The sequence below is a fragment of the Mesorhizobium sp. M5C.F.Ca.ET.164.01.1.1 genome (assembly GCF_004792125.1).
Taxonomy (GTDB): Bacteria; Pseudomonadota; Alphaproteobacteria; order Rhizobiales; family Rhizobiaceae; genus Mesorhizobium; species Mesorhizobium wenxiniae.
The window spans coordinates 1182448-1197847 of record NZ_SRTG01000001.1; the positions used below are offsets into that span (position 1 = coordinate 1182448).

A 15400-nucleotide genomic window follows, 5' to 3' on the forward strand; every position below is an offset into this window, starting at 1 on the left:
CAGCTTTGACCGCAGTGCCAGATATCGAATTTCGCGGGGTCACCAAACGCTACGGCAGCGTGACTGCGGTCAGCGGCATCGATCTTGCCATCCCGCCGTCTGCCTTTGTCGCTCTGCTCGGGCCGTCCGGCTGCGGCAAGACAACGTGCCTGCGCATGATCGGCGGCTTCGAACAGCCAAGCGAAGGTGCAGTCTTCATCCGTGGCAGCAACATGGCCGGCACGCCGCCGTACCGGCGGCCGGTCAACATGGTGTTCCAGCAATATGCGCTGTTCCCGCATCTGGATGTCGAGGACAACATCGCCTACGGGCTGCGCCAGGCAAGGCCGCGGCTGTCGTCGCGGGAGATCGGCCTGAGGGCAGGCGAGGCGCTCGCCATGGTGCGGCTTGCCGGCTACGGCCGCCGCAAGATCCACGAGCTTTCCGGCGGCCAGCAGCAGCGTGTCGCCCTGGCGCGCGCGCTGGTCAACAAGCCGGCGGTGCTGCTACTCGACGAGCCCCTGGCGGCGCTCGACAAGAAGCTGCGCACCGACATGCAGATAGAGTTGCAGAACCTGCAGCGCGAGATCGGCATCACCTTCGTCCTTGTCACGCACGACCAGGAAGAAGCCCTGTCGATGAGCGATTTCGTCTGCGTCATGAATGGCGGGCGCATCGTCCAGCTCGGACAGCCCAGCGAAATCTATGACGAGCCCGCCGACCTGTTTGTCGCCGACTTCGTCGGCAAGACCAATCTCTTGAGCGGCAAGGTCGCCGGGCATTCGGGCAACCTCGTCGAGGTGGCGCTTGCCGACGGCACTGTCATTGCCGCGCGCAAGCGGACTTCGCTGCGGCAGGACGAAGCCGTTGCGGTCAGCCTGCGTCCCGAATCTCTAAGCCTCGGCGCGCCGGGAAGCGGCCGGCTGAACGGCATTGTCCGCAACCGGATCTTTCTGGGCTCGACCGCGGAATATGCAATCGAGGTCGGGGGTATCGGAACGCTGCTCGCCAAGGCCGATCACCTGATCGGCAGTAAAAATCTCTTCAAGCCGGGTGAACCCGTCGCCATCGGCTTTACAGCCGGAACGCCGCTCGCGTTTCCGGACCCCAAGAACAACGGGACCAACCAGAGGGAAAACAAACATGCCGAAATCATATCGTGACGGACTGCCGATAAGCCCTGAAAAATTCGTCGATCAGTTGATGCGCCTCAAGCGCGGTTCCATCGGCCGCCGCGACTTCCTTGGCCTCACCGGTCTTGGCATCGCAACGGCGGTGATGGCCCGCGAGCTCGGCATTATGCCCTCGCCGGCTTTCGCCCAGGAGGGTCTCGGCGACCGCATGTCGATCGCCACCTGGCCCAATTACCACGACCCGGCGACGTTCGAGAATTTCAAGGCCGATACGGGCGTCGCCGTCGAGGTCAATGTGTTCGGGTCAAACGAGGAGATGCTGGCCAAGCTCCAGGCCGGCGCTTCTGGCTGGAGCCTTTTCGTGCCGACCAACTACACGATCTCCACCTATAAGAAGCTCGACATCATCGAAGCGCTCGACATGGCCAAGCTCGCCAATTTCGACGGCTCGCAACAAGACCCGCGCTTCACCGGGGAAGGCACGATCGACGGCGTTACCTACGCTGTGCCGAAGAACTGGGGCACCACCGGCTTTGCAGTCAACACCAAGAAGCTGACCAAGCCGATGACGAGCTGGAAGGAATTCTGGGACACGGCGATGGCGGAGGGTGACGGCCGGACCATGGTTCATGATTACCAGCTCACCACGATCGGCAATGCGCTGAAATATTTCGGGTTCTCGTTCAACTCGCTGAAGCAGGACGAACTCGCCAAGGCGGAGGAATTGCTGCTGAAGGTTAAGCCGCATCTGTTCGCGGTTTCCAGCGATTATCAGCCGTCGATGCGTGCCGGCGACGCCTGGATGACGATGTGCTGGACCAATGACGGGGCGCAGCTTCACCGCGACATTCCCGAGATCGCCTATGTGCTTGGCAAGGAGGGCGGCGAGATCTGGACCGACTTCTACGCCATTCCGAAAGATGCGCCCAACAAGCCCGCCGGCTATGCCCTGCTCAACTACCTGATGGACCCGAAAGTAGCGGTCAAGGAGCACCTGGCCAACGGTGCGCCTTCCACCGATGCGCGGGTCAATGCGCTGCTGCCCAAGGAGGTGCTGGACAATCCGATCCTCTACCCGGCGGCGGAACTGCTGAAGCCGCTGGAATTCGGTGCTGCCGCGACGCTGACCGATCCGGGCCGGGCCGAACTGATGGCCCGCTTCAAGTCGGCTTGAACCGGGCGGGCCATAGGTCCGATGCAGGCAACTCACCCGGCGGGCAGATGTCCGCCGGCAGCGGGGCGGTTTTTCAATGCGCAGCAATGTCCTTCGTCACAATCTGCTGACCGCTCTGCTGCTCGGTCCAGCAACCGCATGGCTGGTGGTGTTTCTGGTCTTGCCGTTCGTCGCGATCGCCGTTTTCAGCGTTGGCGAGCGGGCGCCGGAAGGCGGCTATCAGGCCGCTTTCATCTTGACGCAATATGTCAATCTTCCGGCGCGGGCGACCGCCTTCTGGAACACAATGGTGCTGGCGCCGGCGGGTGCCTTGGCCTGTCTCCTCGTCGCCTATCCGGTCGCCTATTACCTCTCCTTGCGCGCGCCGGAGCGGTGGCGGCTGATCCTGCTTGCGCTCGTCGTTATCCCGTTCTGGACCAGCCTACTGATGCGGACCTATGCCTGGATGTATGTGTTGGGCGGGCGCGGCATCCCGGCATTGCTGGCCTATGTCGGGTTCGAAGATGTGCGGCTGATCAACACACCGGGCGCGGTGCTGCTCGGCATCGTCTATGGCTATCTGCCGCTGATGATCCTGCCGATCTATGTCAGCCTCGAGCGGCTCGATCGCCGGCTGCTGGAAGCTTCCGCCGATCTCGGCGCAACCCCCATCTCGACATTCCTTGGCGTGACGCTGCGGCTGTCGCTGCCGGGTGTGATGACCGGCTTCTCGCTGGTCATGATCCTGCTGCTCGGCGAATATCTGATCCCGACGCTGCTCGGCGGCGGCAAGGTCTTCTTCATCGGCAACGCGCTGGTCGACCTGTTCCTGCAATCGCGCAACTGGCCGTTCGGATCGGCGATCGCGATCACGCTGGTTCTGGTATCGGTGGTGGTGCTGCTTGCCGCCAACCGCATTTCGACCCGGCTTTCGGGTGCCCGCCGGGTGGACCTGATCTGATGCGCGCCTTCGTCGTTGCGGTCTTTGCCTTCCTATACCTGCCGATCGCGCTGGTGGTGCTGTTCTCCTTCAATGCCGGCCGCCACGCCAGCGAGCTCACCGGTTTTTCGGTGCAATGGTACGGCAAGGCGCTGTCAAACCCGTTCCTGGTCGAAGCGCTGAAGAACAGCCTGTTCATCGCCACCACCAGCGCCTTGCTCGCGGCGCTGTGCGGCACGGCGGCGGCGCTTGGCCTGGCGCGTGTCGGCGTGCGGACACGCGCCGTCTTCGATGCGCTTTTGGGTGCTGCGATCGTCGTTCCGGGCGTCGTCATCGGCATCTCGACGCTGGTCGCGCTCGTCCAGCTATTTGGGGTCGTCAATCCGTTTCTCGCGTCGCTGTGGCCGAACGACCAGCCGCCACGACTGGCGCTCGGCTACGGGTCGATCATTGCTGCGCACGGCCTGTTTTCCATGGCGCTGGTGGCGATGATCGTCGGCACACGCCTCGGCAGCCTCGACCGCAATCTGGTCGAGGCTTCGAGTGATCTTTACGCCACCCCGCTGACGACCTTCCGCAGCATCGTGTTGCCGCAGATCATGCCGGCGGTAATCGCCGGCTTCCTGCTCGCTTTCACATTCTCCTTCGACGATTTCATCGTCGCCTTCTTCGTCGCCGGCGCACAGACGACATTGCCGATCTATGTCTTTGCCTCGATCCGGCGCGGGGTCACTCCGGAAATCAACGCCATCGCGACGATCGTGCTCGTCGCCTCGGTGCTGCTTGTGGTGCTTGCCCAATGGCAACTGCGCCAACGCAAACCATCAAACTGAAAGTCGTATCATGATTCTGAAAGGTCGCATCGCCGTGGTCACAGGCGCCGGGTCGGGCATCGGGCGCGCCGGTGCCATGATCATCGCCAGGGAAGGCGCGGTGGTGGTGATCGCCGACAGGGATCAGGCTGCCGGCGAAGCCACGGCTTTCGACATCCGTGCCGCCGGCGGCCGGGCCGAGGCGATCGCCACGGATGTCGGCGAGGACGCGGCGGTCGAGCAGCTCATCGCTGGGACCCTGGGCAAACATGGCCGGATCGACATCCTGCACAATCACGCCGGAGTCCAGGTCGGCGGTACGCTGACCGAAGTCGGCGTCGACGGCATGGATGCCTCGTGGCGGATCAATGTGCGGGCGCAGTTCCTCGCTGCCAGGCTCGTCATGCCGTCGATGATCGAACAGGGCGGCGGTGTCATCCTGAATACCGCCTCGAATTCAGGTGTGTTCTACGACCGCGAGATGATCGCCTACGCAACCTCAAAACATGCCGTGGTGGCGATGACTCGGCAGATGTCGCTCGACTATGCCACGCACAATGTCCGCGTCAACGCACTCTGTCCGGGCTGGGTCGATACGCCCTTCAACGAGCCCTTCATCGCCCAGATGGGCGGGCGGGATGCGATCGAACGTTATGTCCACACCAAGATTCCCATGCAGCGCTGGGCCAGCGCCGAAGAAATAGCCGAAGCCATCCTGTTCCTCGTCTCCGATCGTTCGTCCTTCATGACCGGCCAGGCTTTGGTGATTGACGGCGGCGAGAGCATTGGCTGACCGCAGCCGTTCATACTCATACGTGCTTGCGGCCGCCGGCTTCGCGGAACCAGCTGTCGGGATAGGGATACCACCAGTCCTGGATCGCTGGTTTGTGGTCGATGATCACCATCTTCGAGCGGCGGAAGGCATCCAGCCCCTGGCGTCCAAGTTCGCGGCCGAGGCCCGACGCCTTCCAGCCACCGAACGGCAGTGCGTCATTGTCGATCAACGGATTGTTGACCCAGACCATGCCGGCTTCGAGCCGCTCCGCAGCCTCATGCGCTTCTGCTAGATCGGTGGTGAACACGGAGGCGCCGAGCCCGAACGGGCTGTCGTTGGCGAGCTCTATCGCCTCGTCGAAATCCTTGACCCGGCAGATCGCGGCGACCGGTCCGAAACACTCTTCGCGCACGATCGTCATACCGGGGGTGACGCCGGTCAGGATCGTCGGCTCGTAGAACCAGCCGACATTGTGCGCCGGCGGAATGCGCCCGCCGGTGACCGCCTTGGCACCGCTGCGGATCGCATCGTCGACCAGCCGCATGACTTTCGCCCGCGCTGCCTCGCTGACCAGCGGCCCGATCTCGGTCTTGTCGAGGCCGTTGCCGATGCGCAGCGTTCGTGTCTTCTCGGCAAACAGATCGACAAAGCGATCGTGAACGGAATCGACGACGAAGAACCGTTCGGCCGAAGTGCAGACCTGGCCGGTGAGGTGGAACGCGGCGGTGACGCTGCCGGCCGCCGCCACGTCCAGCGGGGCGTGTTGGCTGATGATCAGCGGATCGCTGCCGCCGGCCTCGATAACGCTAGGCTTCATGCGCTCGGCGCAGGCGACGGCGACGGCCTTGCCGGCGGCGATCGAGCCGGTGAAGGCGACCGCATGGGTACGGTCGGAAGCGATCAGCGCCTGTGCGGTGGCCGCCCCGCCGGGCAGGCAGGAAACCAGGCCCTCCGGCAGTGAGCGGAACACCTTGATATAATCCAGCGTCGACAATGTCGTCGCCTCGGCCGGCTTGATCACGCAGGCATTGCCGGCGGCGAGCGAAGCGGCGACGGTCCAGCACATCAACAGGATCGGAAAGTTGTAGGGCATGATATGCACCGACGTGCCGTAGGGCTCGTAGCGCGCATATTGGAACGAACCGGCCTGCGTCGTGCCGGCGATCTTGCCGGCGTCGTCACGCGCCATTTCGGCGTAATAGCGGAAGATCGGTGCGCAATTGGCGATCTCGCCGATCGCTTCCGGATAGGGCTTGCCCATCTCGCGCACCATCAGCTCGGCGCAGCGCGTGAAGTCGGCCGCCTCGATGGCGTTGGCGACAGCATGCAGATGCCTGGCGCGGCTCTTGGCGTCGAGTTTTTTCCAAGCGGCTTGCGCCTTCGACGCCGCGGCGAGCACGGCGTCGATCTCGCCATCGGTTGCGGCTGCAATGGCGCCGACGGTTTCGAGCGTCGCCGGATCGATTACTGGTTTTGCCGCACCGGTCATCGGCCGATAATCCGGATTGACGAAAAAGGTTGGCCGGTCAGCGGAGAATTCCATGGTCTTCCTTTCAACCCGCTCAGCGGATCATGTAGACCTTCTTGATCGTCTCGTGGACATTGCAAACGCCCTTCCAGTCCTGCGGAAAGAACGCCGCAGTATCTGGTTCGATCTCGATCACCTCGCCTGATTCGTGGACATAGGTGCAGCGTCCCTCGAGGAAATGGCAGAACTCGTCGCGGGTGACATGGCAGTGCCATTTGCCTGGGGTGCAGACCCACAGCCCGCATTCGGAGCGGCCCTCCGGTCCCTTGTGCAGCAGCTTGCCGGAGGTGCGGGATTCGCCCTCGATCATGGTGGGGATGACGCCCCAGTCGACCAGGTCGGTGAGGGCGAGCGGCGATTTCATGATCGGTGTCGGCATGTCGTGAAGCTCCAGTGGCTGGCTTCAGGCCAGCATGTAGATGTTGCGAATGGTTTCGTGGACGGTGCACTCGCCCGCCCAGCCGGCCGGGAACATGACCACCGTGGCGGCGGAGACGTCTATCACCTCGCCGTCATCTGATCGGTAGGTCGCGCGGCCGGCAACGAAATGGCACAATTCGTCGCGCGGAATCGCCAGCCGCCAGCGGCCGGGAGTGCAGACCCAGATGCCGGATTCCGGCTGGTTGTTCGGCCCCTTGTGGACCAGCCTGCCGGTCGAGTGCGAAGCACCTTCCAACGCATTGGGCTGGGTGCCCCAGTCGATGAGGTCGGCGCGGGTGGAGGCCTGGTGGAGGTGCGGCGCGGAGGAGATCATGCGGGTGCTCCGTCGGTGCGACGCATGACTTCGCGATGGTCTCGCTCTACGGCGCCCCCCTCTGTCCTGCCGGACATCCCCCCCACTTGGGGGGAGATCGGCAGCTTCGCTGAGAACGCCCCATTTGCGAGGTTGGCGATTGGCGAAAGCAGTGATGATAGCCAATCTCCCTCCTTGTGGGGGAGATGTCCGGCAGGACAGAGGGGGGCGCGAAGGAACGCCATACCCATCAGCCCGGTCACAGCAGTTTCTCCAGCAAACCCGCCGCCTTCTCGGGACCGTTCTGCGCCTGCATCTGCGCCGACGTTTTCGCCAGCTTGGCCCTGATTGCCGAGTCGGTCAGGCACGCTTCGATCTTCGCGATCAGCTCGGCATCGCTCCAGTCGTAGCGCAGCATGCCGAAGCCGTGGCCAGTCTCCTCGACCCTCGTCGCGTTATCGTGGCCATCCCAGACATAGGGCATGATGATCGCCGGCTTGCCGAAGTAGAGACACTCGGTGAACGAGTTGTTGCCACCATGGTGGATCACCGCATCGACCTGCGGGATCACCGAGGGCTGCGGAAACCAGCTCTCGACGATGACGTTTTCGGGCAATTGCGTGTACTGGTCCTTGTATCCCCCGACATTGACCAGCGCCCGGTAGCGCGTCTTGCCCAGCGTTCCGATGATGCGCTTCAGCAGATCGACATCGCCGGCGCCAAGGCTGCCGAAGGAAACGTAGAGCAGCGGCCCGTCATTGTTTTTCGCGAAGGTCGGCACGGTGTAGGGCTTCTCCTGCCGCACGCAGCCTTCCAGATACTGAAATTTTGCCGGGTCGAGCGGATGGCGGCGCTTGAACTTTGCCGCCTCGGGATAGAGCAGCAAGTTGAGATGGGGCGAAGCCTCGAAGAACTGGCCGATCGGATACGGCGCCTCGTTGTTCGCCTTTAGGAACGCGTTGAAGTCGTCATGGATCGGCTTGATGACCGCGTTGAAATGATCGCGGTAGCGCCGATGGCAGGCGTGGTCATTCTCACCGCAGCCGGACAGATGCGGCGGGATATCCTCGTCCTCGATTTCGTTTTCCGAGCAGGAGATGACGCGCACCCACGGCTTGCCATACTGCTTGATCGCCGGGAACAGGATGACGTTGTCGACGCAGATGACATCCGGCTTGATCGTCGCAAGTACACCAGGCAGGTCCTTCTCAGCCCATTTGGCGCTGTCGACAATCGCCGTCCAGCAATCCTTCACGTAGTTGTCGACCTGGTCGTAGGGCGACTTGCGGAAGTTCGGGATGTGGCCGTTGATGAAGTCTTCCCAGAACTTGGCCATCTGCTCGGGCGGCATCGGCTCGGACAGGTTCACCGGATGAGCTTCGAAGCCGTAGCCCTTGTAGACATCGAGGAAACCAGGGTCCGACAGGAACACCGCTCTGTGGCCGTGCGCCTCGACCGCTTGGGCGATGCCGACCGAATTGAGCGCCGGGCCGTAGGCTGCTTCCGGAAAAAACGCGATCGTCTTCTGAGCCATCAAGCTTCTCCTTCCAATCAATCTGCGAAAATTCTGACGTCGGCGGCATCCCAGCCGAGTTCGACCGCATCGCCTGACGAGACCGGCCGCCGGTCGGCGGCGTCGGCGGTGACGCGCACCAGGAACGGCTTTGGCGACAGAGCGGTGCGGACATGCAGCTGCAGGTCGAGCCCGTGATAGGCGAGCGCCTCGACGGTGCCGGCGATCCGGTTGGCTGTCTCTGGCGACGGGAAAAGCCGGATTCGCTCGGGCCGCACTGAAGCGACCGCCGCTGCGCCGGAAGCCAAAGGCGAGGGAACCGTTCCGACGATCCGTGTGCCGTCCGCTGCCATCACCCCGTCGGCGGTGGCCTTGCCCGGCACGAAATTCATCACGCCGATGAAGTCGGCGACGAAACGGTCGGCGGGATGCTCGTAGACCGCATGCGGCGTGTCGCATTGCAGCAGCTTGCCGTCTCTCAGCACCGCCATGCGGTCGGCCATGACAAGCGATTCCTCCTGGTCATGGGTGACGATGACGAAGGTGATGCCGACCTCGTGCTGCAGGCGCTTCAGCTCCAGCTGCATGGCGCCGCGTAATTTCTTGTCGAGCGCGCCGAGCGGCTCGTCGAGCAGCAGCAGCCGCGGCCGCTTGACCAGCGCCCGGGCAAGCGCGACGCGCTGCTTCTGCCCGCCCGACAGTTGCTCCGGCTTGCGGTCGGCGAAGGCGACGAGCTCGGTCGTCGCCAGGATGGCGTCGACACGGGAGCGGATTTCCTTTGCCGGCAAGCGTTCCATTTCAAGGCCGTAGGAGACATTGGCCCTGACGCTCATATGCGGAAACAGCGCATAGGACTGGAACATCAGATTGACCGGCCGCTTGTTGGGCGGGGTCCTGGCGATGTCGCGGCCGTCGAGCAGGATGCGACCGTGATTGGGTGTCTCGAAGCCGGCCAGCATGCGCAGCAGCGTGGTCTTGCCGCAGCCCGATGGTCCAAGCAGTGCAAAGAACTCGTTCTCGCGGATGTCGAGCGAGATGCCGTCAACGGCCGTCAACCGGCCGAAATTCTTCGACACCCTGTCGATCGCCAGCAGCGTGCGGGGTGCGCTCATTGGCCGATCACCCCACGGTTGAGCCGCTGCGACAGGGTCAGCGCTGTAATTGAGACCGCCATGACGATGGCCGCCAATGCGTTTATCTCCGGGGTGATGCCGAAGCGGATCATCGAATAGATCTGCATCGGCAGCGTGGTCGAGGCGCGGCCGGCGCCGGAGGTGAAGAAGGCGATGATGAATTCGTCGACCGAAAGGGTGAAGGCGAGCAGTGCGCCGGCGACGACCGCCGGCAGGATGACCGGCAATGTCACCCGCCTGAAGGTGGTGAGCGCGGAAGCGCCGAGATCAGCTGAGGCCTCGACGATCGACCAGTCGAAGCTTTTCAGCCGCGCACGCACCACCGAGCAGACGAAGGCGAGGTTGAACACCACATGGGCGAGGATGATGGTGTGCAGGCCCAGGGTGAAATCGAGCATTGAGAAGAAGCTGAGCAGCGCGATCGCCAGCACGATGTCGGGTATGATCATCGGCGCGAAGATCAGCGCCTCGAGGCCTCTCCCATACTGTCGGCGCATTTCGACACCGATCGCCAGCAGCGTGCCGAGCAAGGTGGCGATTGCCGTCGAGACGAGCGCCACGATCAGCGTGTTGAGGGCGACGGATAGCATCGCGGCGTTTCCGGCGAGCGAGGCGTACCATTTCAGCGAAAATCCCGACCAGACGGTCGGCAGCCCGCCTTGATTGAACGACAGCGCCACCAGCACCGCGATCGGAATGTAGAGAAAGGCGAAGACGAGGACGAGAATCGTCCGCAGGCCGAAGATGCGGGCTGGAGATGAAGTCATGGCCGACGTCCGATGGTCTGGAGGTGGGCGAGCGGCCAGCGTCCTTCTCCCCGTTCAGGGGGAGAAGATGCCGGCAGGCAGATGAGGGGCAGCACCCAACAGGGCAGAAGATCGCGCCGCCCCTCATCCGCCTCTTCGGGGCACCTTCTCCCCGTGAACGGGGGGAAGGAAAGGAGGCCGCGCTCAGCCATCGGCGCCTCCCTTCGCTTCGGCGATACGGCCCGCGGCGCGGTCCGCAGCCAAAGCCTGCGCCGTCAGCACCAGCAGCATGATGGCGATCAGCGCCATTGCCAGTGCCGCGCCGAAGGGCCAGTCATTGGCTGTCAGGAACTGGTCGTAGACGAGATTGCCGATCATCTGGAAGCGGCCGCCGCCGAGTAGTGCCGGCGTGACGAAATTGCCGATCGACAGCACGAAGACGAAGACAGCGCCGGCGGCGATGCCCGGCACCGTCAGCGGCAGGATGACCCGGCGAAATGTTGTCATGGCCGAAGCGCCGAGGTCGCGTGAGGCCTCGGCGAGCTCCGGATTGAGCCGCGACAGCGGCGCGTAGCAGGCCAGGATGACGAAGGGCAGATAATTGTAAACCAGACCGGCGATGACGGCGCCTTCGGTGTAGAGCATCGACGGCGGCTCGCCGGTGTAGCCGAACCAGCGCAAGAGCTGAGTGATCAGGCCCTCGCGGTTGAGCAGCACGATCCAGGCGTAGGTGCGGATCAGGTAGTTGGACCAGAAAGGCAAGACGGCGAAGAACAGGAATACCGGCTGCCACCGGCGGGGTGCCGCCGCGATCGCATAGGCGGCGGCATAGCCGATCACCACCGCGATCAGGGTTGCCGTGCCAGCGATGCGCGCCGAATTGAGGAAGATGCCGGCATAGAGCGGGTCGAACACCAGCCCGAAATTCTCCAGCGTGAAGGTGTATTCGATGCCGCCATAGATGCCGCGCCGGAAGAAGGCGAGCGCCAGAACCAGCGCGCATGGCACCACCATCAGGGCGGTGAGCCAGGCCAGCGCCGGCGCCATCAGCAAGGAGGAGCGAGAAGGTGTGAACGATCTCATGTCGCACCCCCCTCTGGCCTACCCGCCATCTCAAAGGCATCGAAATCTTGTTTGGACAGGCGCCCGCTCACCCGGATTGCCAACCGCATTGCGAAGAGCAATTCGGGGCAATCCGACCTCTCCCCGAGGGGAGAGGAGGTCGGCGACCTTGGCGTCTGCCTCTTCGCCCCAGCGGGGAGAAGGTGGCCGCGAAGCGGCCGGATGAGGGGGCGCTGCGCCGGAGATTGGCGAGCGACCGAAAACCAGCCAATCCCCCTCCTTGAGGGGGAGATGGCCGGCAGGCCAGAGGGGGGCGTGAAGGAACGCAAGCCTGATTCCAGATGCCGGAGCTGCCGCCTACTGCGCGGCCTTGATCTCGCTGACGATCTTCGAATAGTCGCGCTGGGCGTCGCCGACGTCGCGCAACTGCTCGAACTTGATCAGCTCGGCCACCGGCATGCTCATATTGGGGAACTTGGCGAGGAAATCCGCAGGCAGACTTTCCATAGCCGGCTTGTTCGGCACCTTGTAGTCGATGTTCTGCGCCGCCCAGGCGTGGTTCTTGGTGTCCAGCATGAAGTTGATGAACTGGAAGGCGGCGTCCTTGTTGGCCGAAGCCTTCATCACCACCATCGTGTCGACCCACAGATCCGAGCCCTCTTTGGGGATGACGTATTTGATCTCAGGCTTCTCGGCGATGCCGTAATTGCACCAGCCGTCCCATGCCTGCACCAACAACGCCTCGCCGGAGACCAGCTTCGAGTAGAAGGTGGTGTCGTCATAGGCGAGCAAGGTCTTCTTGGCCGAGATCAGCAGGTCCTTGATCTCGGCGAGCTTGGCCGGATCGGTCTCGTTGACCGAATAGCCCTTGGCGAGTTGGCCGGCGGCAAGCAGCCAGCGGTCGGTCGCCAGCATGGTGGTCTTGCCCTTGAGGTCGTCGGAGGGGGCGAGAAGATCGTTCCAGCTGGCCGGCTCGGTCTTGACCAGATCCGAGCGGTAGCAGAGGCCGGTGGTGCCCCAAGTGTAAGGCACGGAGAAATTGTTGCCGGCATCGTGCGGCAGCTTCGCCGCCTCGGGATAGAGATTGGCAAGGTTGGGGATCTTCGCGTGGTCGATCGCCTCGATCAGGCCGAGCTTGTTCAGCACTTCGGCAAAGGGCGAGGAGACGAAGACCACGTCATAGCCCTTGCCGCCCGATGCCACGAGCTTGCCCATGATCTCCTCATTGGTGGCGTGAACCACGACTTCGCCGGAAACCCCGGTTGCGGCTTTGAAGGCGGCCATGGCATCCGGCGCCATGTAGCCGTCCCAGTTGGAAATGACGAGGTCGGCGGCGGCCGCCGGCACCGACAGCGCCAGGGCGAGGCCGAGCGCGACCGAAGATATCTTTAACGGATGGCGCAGGCGGGTTGAGGCGGTCATGACAGACTCCCATTCTGGTTGATCGTCGAATTCAATCAATCGTCGGACCAGCGCTTGCGACCATGCCGCCGCTTCGATCCTGTTCCCCGGTCTTTTTATTGCCGATTGACCCTACAGTACTATTGCAGAAAAAAGTACGTCAATCCATAATTTGGCACGTCGCTGCGAAATCGCCGAACGCGCCTATAAGGGCGATCGGTCAGACCGTAGCGGTCAAGCCGTTCATGAGAAATCGCCATGCAAGCCGCCGCCAGACGACCGCGCACCAACCATCTCGATCTCGCTCAGCGCATTCTCGATGTGGCCCGGCAGCGCGGCTTCGAGGCCGGCGCTCATCTCCCGGAACAGCAGATCGCCTCGCTCTGCAACGTCTCTCGAACCCCGGTGCGAGCCGCTTTGCGCCTGCTCACCGAAAAGGGTGTCGTGCGCTGGGAGGCTGAATCGGGCTATCGGCTGGCCGTCGACCTCACCAACCAGGCGACCGTTGCAGCCGACCTGCCGAGCGCCGAGGAAGACGAGCTCGCGGAGATGATCCTGCGCGATCGATCGGCGCGCCGACTGGATCAAACGGTGACCATCGGCGCGCTGATGCGGCGTTATGGTGCCGAACGAAAGACGGTACTAAAATCACTAAAGAAACTGACGGAGGAAAATCTTCTGGACCGTGCACCGGGGCAGGCCTGGCTTTTCAGGCGGGCGCCTGACGATCCGGAGGCACAAGGGGAAAGCTATGAGTTCCGCCTGCTGCTGGAACCCGCCGCCATTCTGGCGCCCGGCTTTCGGCTGGACGGGACGCGCGCGGCAGCCTTGCGCCAGGGCATGGAAACGCTGCTGGCGCTGCCCGATGCCGGATTCGATATCAGAGAGTTCCAGCGGCTGGACATCGATTTTCACGGCATGATCGCCGACGGCGCCGTCAACCGGTTCGTCACCGACGCGCTGTCCGACCATCTCAGGCTGCGCCGGCTGCCGGGGACCTATGCCGGGGTCAACGTCTTCCGGCTGAAGCAATCGCTGCGCGAGCACCTGACCATACTCGACCAATTGGAAAGCCGGCAGTATGAGGTTGCAGCCGATCTGCTTCGCGTCCACCTGCGGCTCTCCCGCAGCCAGCGGCCGCAGGCGGCCAGTCGCGGGGCCCCCGCATTGTTCGGCATGATCAGCCGGCCGGACTCACGAGGACCGTAGTGAAGCGCAAAGCCAGCCCGACCATAGCCCTGTTTCCCGAAGCGAGCTTCGGCGCCGCGCTCAATTGCGTCGGTATCGCGCAAGCCTTGCGCGCCCGTGGCGCCCGGCCGGTGTTCATCTGCCATGCCGGCTTCTCCGGCGTGTTTGCCGATTACGGTTTTCAGGAATACCAGTTGCCGACCGACGAGCCGCTGACCGACAGCGAACGCCAAAGCTACTGGCAGGCGTTCGTGCGCCGGCATCTGCCGCATTTCAGGCTGAGCCCGATCGACCAGCTCGAAACCTACGTCGCCCCGACCTGGGAAGCGATCGTCGATACGGCGGTCAATGCCGAGGCGCCGCTGCGCCATTTGCTGGCCCGGCTGAAGCCGGACGCCGTGGTGCTCGACAATGTCATCATGTTTCCGGCGCTGGCTGCCGCCGGCGGCCCGTGGGTGCGCGTCGTCTCCTGCGCCGAAACCGAGCTTCCCGACGCCAATGTACCACCCTATCTGTCCGGCCTCGCCGCCGACGACCCGAGCCGCGCGGCCTTCGAGGTGCGCTATCTGGCAGCGGTCGCTCCGGCGCATGACCGGTTCAACCGGCTTCGGATCGACGCCGGTCTTGCGCCCTTGCCGAAGGGTCTTTTTCTCGAAGCTTCGCCAGATCTCAATTTGCTGCTGACCCCAACGATCGTGCGCAGGGAGCGGGCCAAGCAGCTCGACCCGGCCCGCTTCGTCTATCTCGAAGGCTGCGTTCGTTCGGAAGGGCCGTTCGACCTGCCGGTCTTTCCGCGCAATGACGGGCCGCTGGTCTATCTCAGCTTCGGCAGCCTGGGCGCAATGGATGTCGGCCTGATCGAGCGCATGCTCGCCGTGTTCGACCGGCTTCCGGCTCGGTTCATCGTCAATGTCGGCGGTCTGCGCGACACTTATCGCGCGGTTCCGGACAATGTCTATCTCGACGCCTGGTTTCCGCAGCCGTCGGTCGTCGCGAAATCCGATCTCTTCATCCATCACGGCGGCAACAACAGCTTTTGCGAAGCGCTGCGTTTCGGCGTGCCGTCGCTGATCATGCCTTATTGCTGGGACGGGCATGACAATGCGCAACGCGCCGAGGAAACCGGCGTTGGCCGCCACATCGGCCGCGATGGCTGGAGCGACGACGAACTGGAAAACGCCATCCTTGGCCTAATGGCCGACAGCGAGATGCGCTTTCGTCTCAAGGAGAATGCGGCCACCATGGCACGGGCGCCGGGAACCGAAATCGCCGCCGAAGCCATTCTCGCCCTCGTAAGGACGTGA

Annotated in this window: 15 protein-coding genes; 7 read left to right on the forward strand and 8 right to left on the reverse strand. The window is 63.5% G+C overall.

What is annotated here, in order from left to right; genetic code table 11:
* The first annotated feature begins 5 nt into the window (after positions 1-5).
* The 5 genes from EN807_RS05675 to EN807_RS05695 all read left to right on the forward strand — a co-directional run bounded on the left by EN807_RS05675 (position 6) and on the right by EN807_RS05695 (position 4810).
* Complete coding sequence (locus tag EN807_RS05675; protein WP_135934206.1) at positions 6-1142, forward strand: ABC transporter ATP-binding protein; 1137 nt, start codon at positions 6-8, stop codon at positions 1140-1142.
* A complete protein-coding gene (locus EN807_RS05680; protein WP_135934207.1) occupies positions 1123-2286 on the forward strand; it encodes a spermidine/putrescine ABC transporter substrate-binding protein in 1164 nt (387 codons plus the stop codon). Before EN807_RS05675 ends, EN807_RS05680 begins: the two co-directional genes overlap by 20 nt.
* Positions 2287-2362: 76 nt before the next feature.
* Entirely contained in the window at positions 2363-3226 is an 864-nt protein-coding gene (locus EN807_RS05685; protein WP_135934208.1) for an ABC transporter permease, read from the forward strand.
* A complete protein-coding gene (locus EN807_RS05690; protein ID WP_135934209.1) occupies positions 3226-4038 on the forward strand; it encodes an ABC transporter permease in 813 nt (270 codons plus the stop codon). Before EN807_RS05685 ends, EN807_RS05690 begins: the two co-directional genes overlap by 1 nt.
* 10 nt (positions 4039-4048) lie before the next feature.
* Positions 4049-4810 carry a glucose 1-dehydrogenase gene (locus EN807_RS05695; protein WP_135934210.1) on the forward strand — a complete coding sequence of 254 codons (762 nt, stop codon included), beginning with the start codon at positions 4049-4051 and terminating at the stop codon, positions 4808-4810.
* A 16-nt stretch (positions 4811-4826) separates the two neighbouring features.
* Here the strand turns inward: EN807_RS05695 and EN807_RS05700 are convergent, their stop codons facing one another.
* The 8 genes from EN807_RS05700 to EN807_RS05735 form a co-directional block, all read right to left on the reverse strand.
* The gene (locus tag EN807_RS05700) at positions 4827-6335 is read right to left on the reverse strand and encodes an aldehyde dehydrogenase family protein (protein WP_135934211.1); all 1509 of its coding nucleotides are present in this window, start codon (positions 6333-6335) and stop codon (positions 4827-4829) included.
* Between the two features lie 19 nt (positions 6336-6354).
* Positions 6355-6699 (reverse strand): cupin domain-containing protein, encoded by a 345-nt coding sequence (locus EN807_RS05705; protein WP_135934212.1) that lies wholly within the window; start codon positions 6697-6699, stop codon positions 6355-6357.
* A 24-nt stretch (positions 6700-6723) separates the two neighbouring features.
* The gene (locus tag EN807_RS05710) at positions 6724-7074 is read right to left on the reverse strand and encodes a cupin domain-containing protein (protein WP_135934213.1); all 351 of its coding nucleotides are present in this window, start codon (positions 7072-7074) and stop codon (positions 6724-6726) included.
* 238 nt (positions 7075-7312) lie between these two features.
* Positions 7313-8587, reverse strand: coding sequence for a glycosyltransferase (locus tag EN807_RS05715; protein WP_135934214.1), 1275 nt, complete (start codon positions 8585-8587; stop codon positions 7313-7315).
* 17 nt (positions 8588-8604) lie between these two features.
* Positions 8605-9678: an ABC transporter ATP-binding protein gene (locus tag EN807_RS05720; protein WP_135934215.1), complete on the reverse strand. Its 1074-nt coding sequence runs from the start codon at positions 9676-9678 to the stop codon at positions 8605-8607.
* Positions 9675-10466 carry an ABC transporter permease gene (locus EN807_RS05725; protein ID WP_135934216.1) on the reverse strand — a complete coding sequence of 264 codons (792 nt, stop codon included), beginning with the start codon at positions 10464-10466 and terminating at the stop codon, positions 9675-9677. Before EN807_RS05725 ends, EN807_RS05720 begins: the two co-directional genes overlap by 4 nt.
* A 183-nt stretch (positions 10467-10649) precedes the next feature.
* On the reverse strand, positions 10650-11492 hold the full coding sequence (locus EN807_RS05730) for an ABC transporter permease (RefSeq protein WP_127288581.1): 843 nt from the start codon (positions 11490-11492) through the stop codon (positions 10650-10652).
* Between the two features lie 372 nt (positions 11493-11864).
* Positions 11865-12929 carry a spermidine/putrescine ABC transporter substrate-binding protein gene (locus EN807_RS05735; RefSeq protein ID WP_135934217.1) on the reverse strand — a complete coding sequence of 355 codons (1065 nt, stop codon included), beginning with the start codon at positions 12927-12929 and terminating at the stop codon, positions 11865-11867.
* Positions 12930-13166: 237 nt separating this feature from the next.
* On the opposite strand from EN807_RS05735, the gene EN807_RS05740 reads away from it, so the two are divergent.
* Both EN807_RS05740 and EN807_RS05745 read left to right on the forward strand, forming a co-directional pair.
* Positions 13167-14117, forward strand: coding sequence for a GntR family transcriptional regulator (locus EN807_RS05740; RefSeq protein WP_135934218.1), 951 nt, complete (start codon positions 13167-13169; stop codon positions 14115-14117).
* Positions 14117-15400: a glycosyltransferase gene (locus EN807_RS05745; protein ID WP_135934219.1), complete on the forward strand. Its 1284-nt coding sequence runs from the start codon at positions 14117-14119 to the stop codon at positions 15398-15400. The genes EN807_RS05740 and EN807_RS05745 overlap by 1 nt, the downstream gene beginning before the upstream one ends.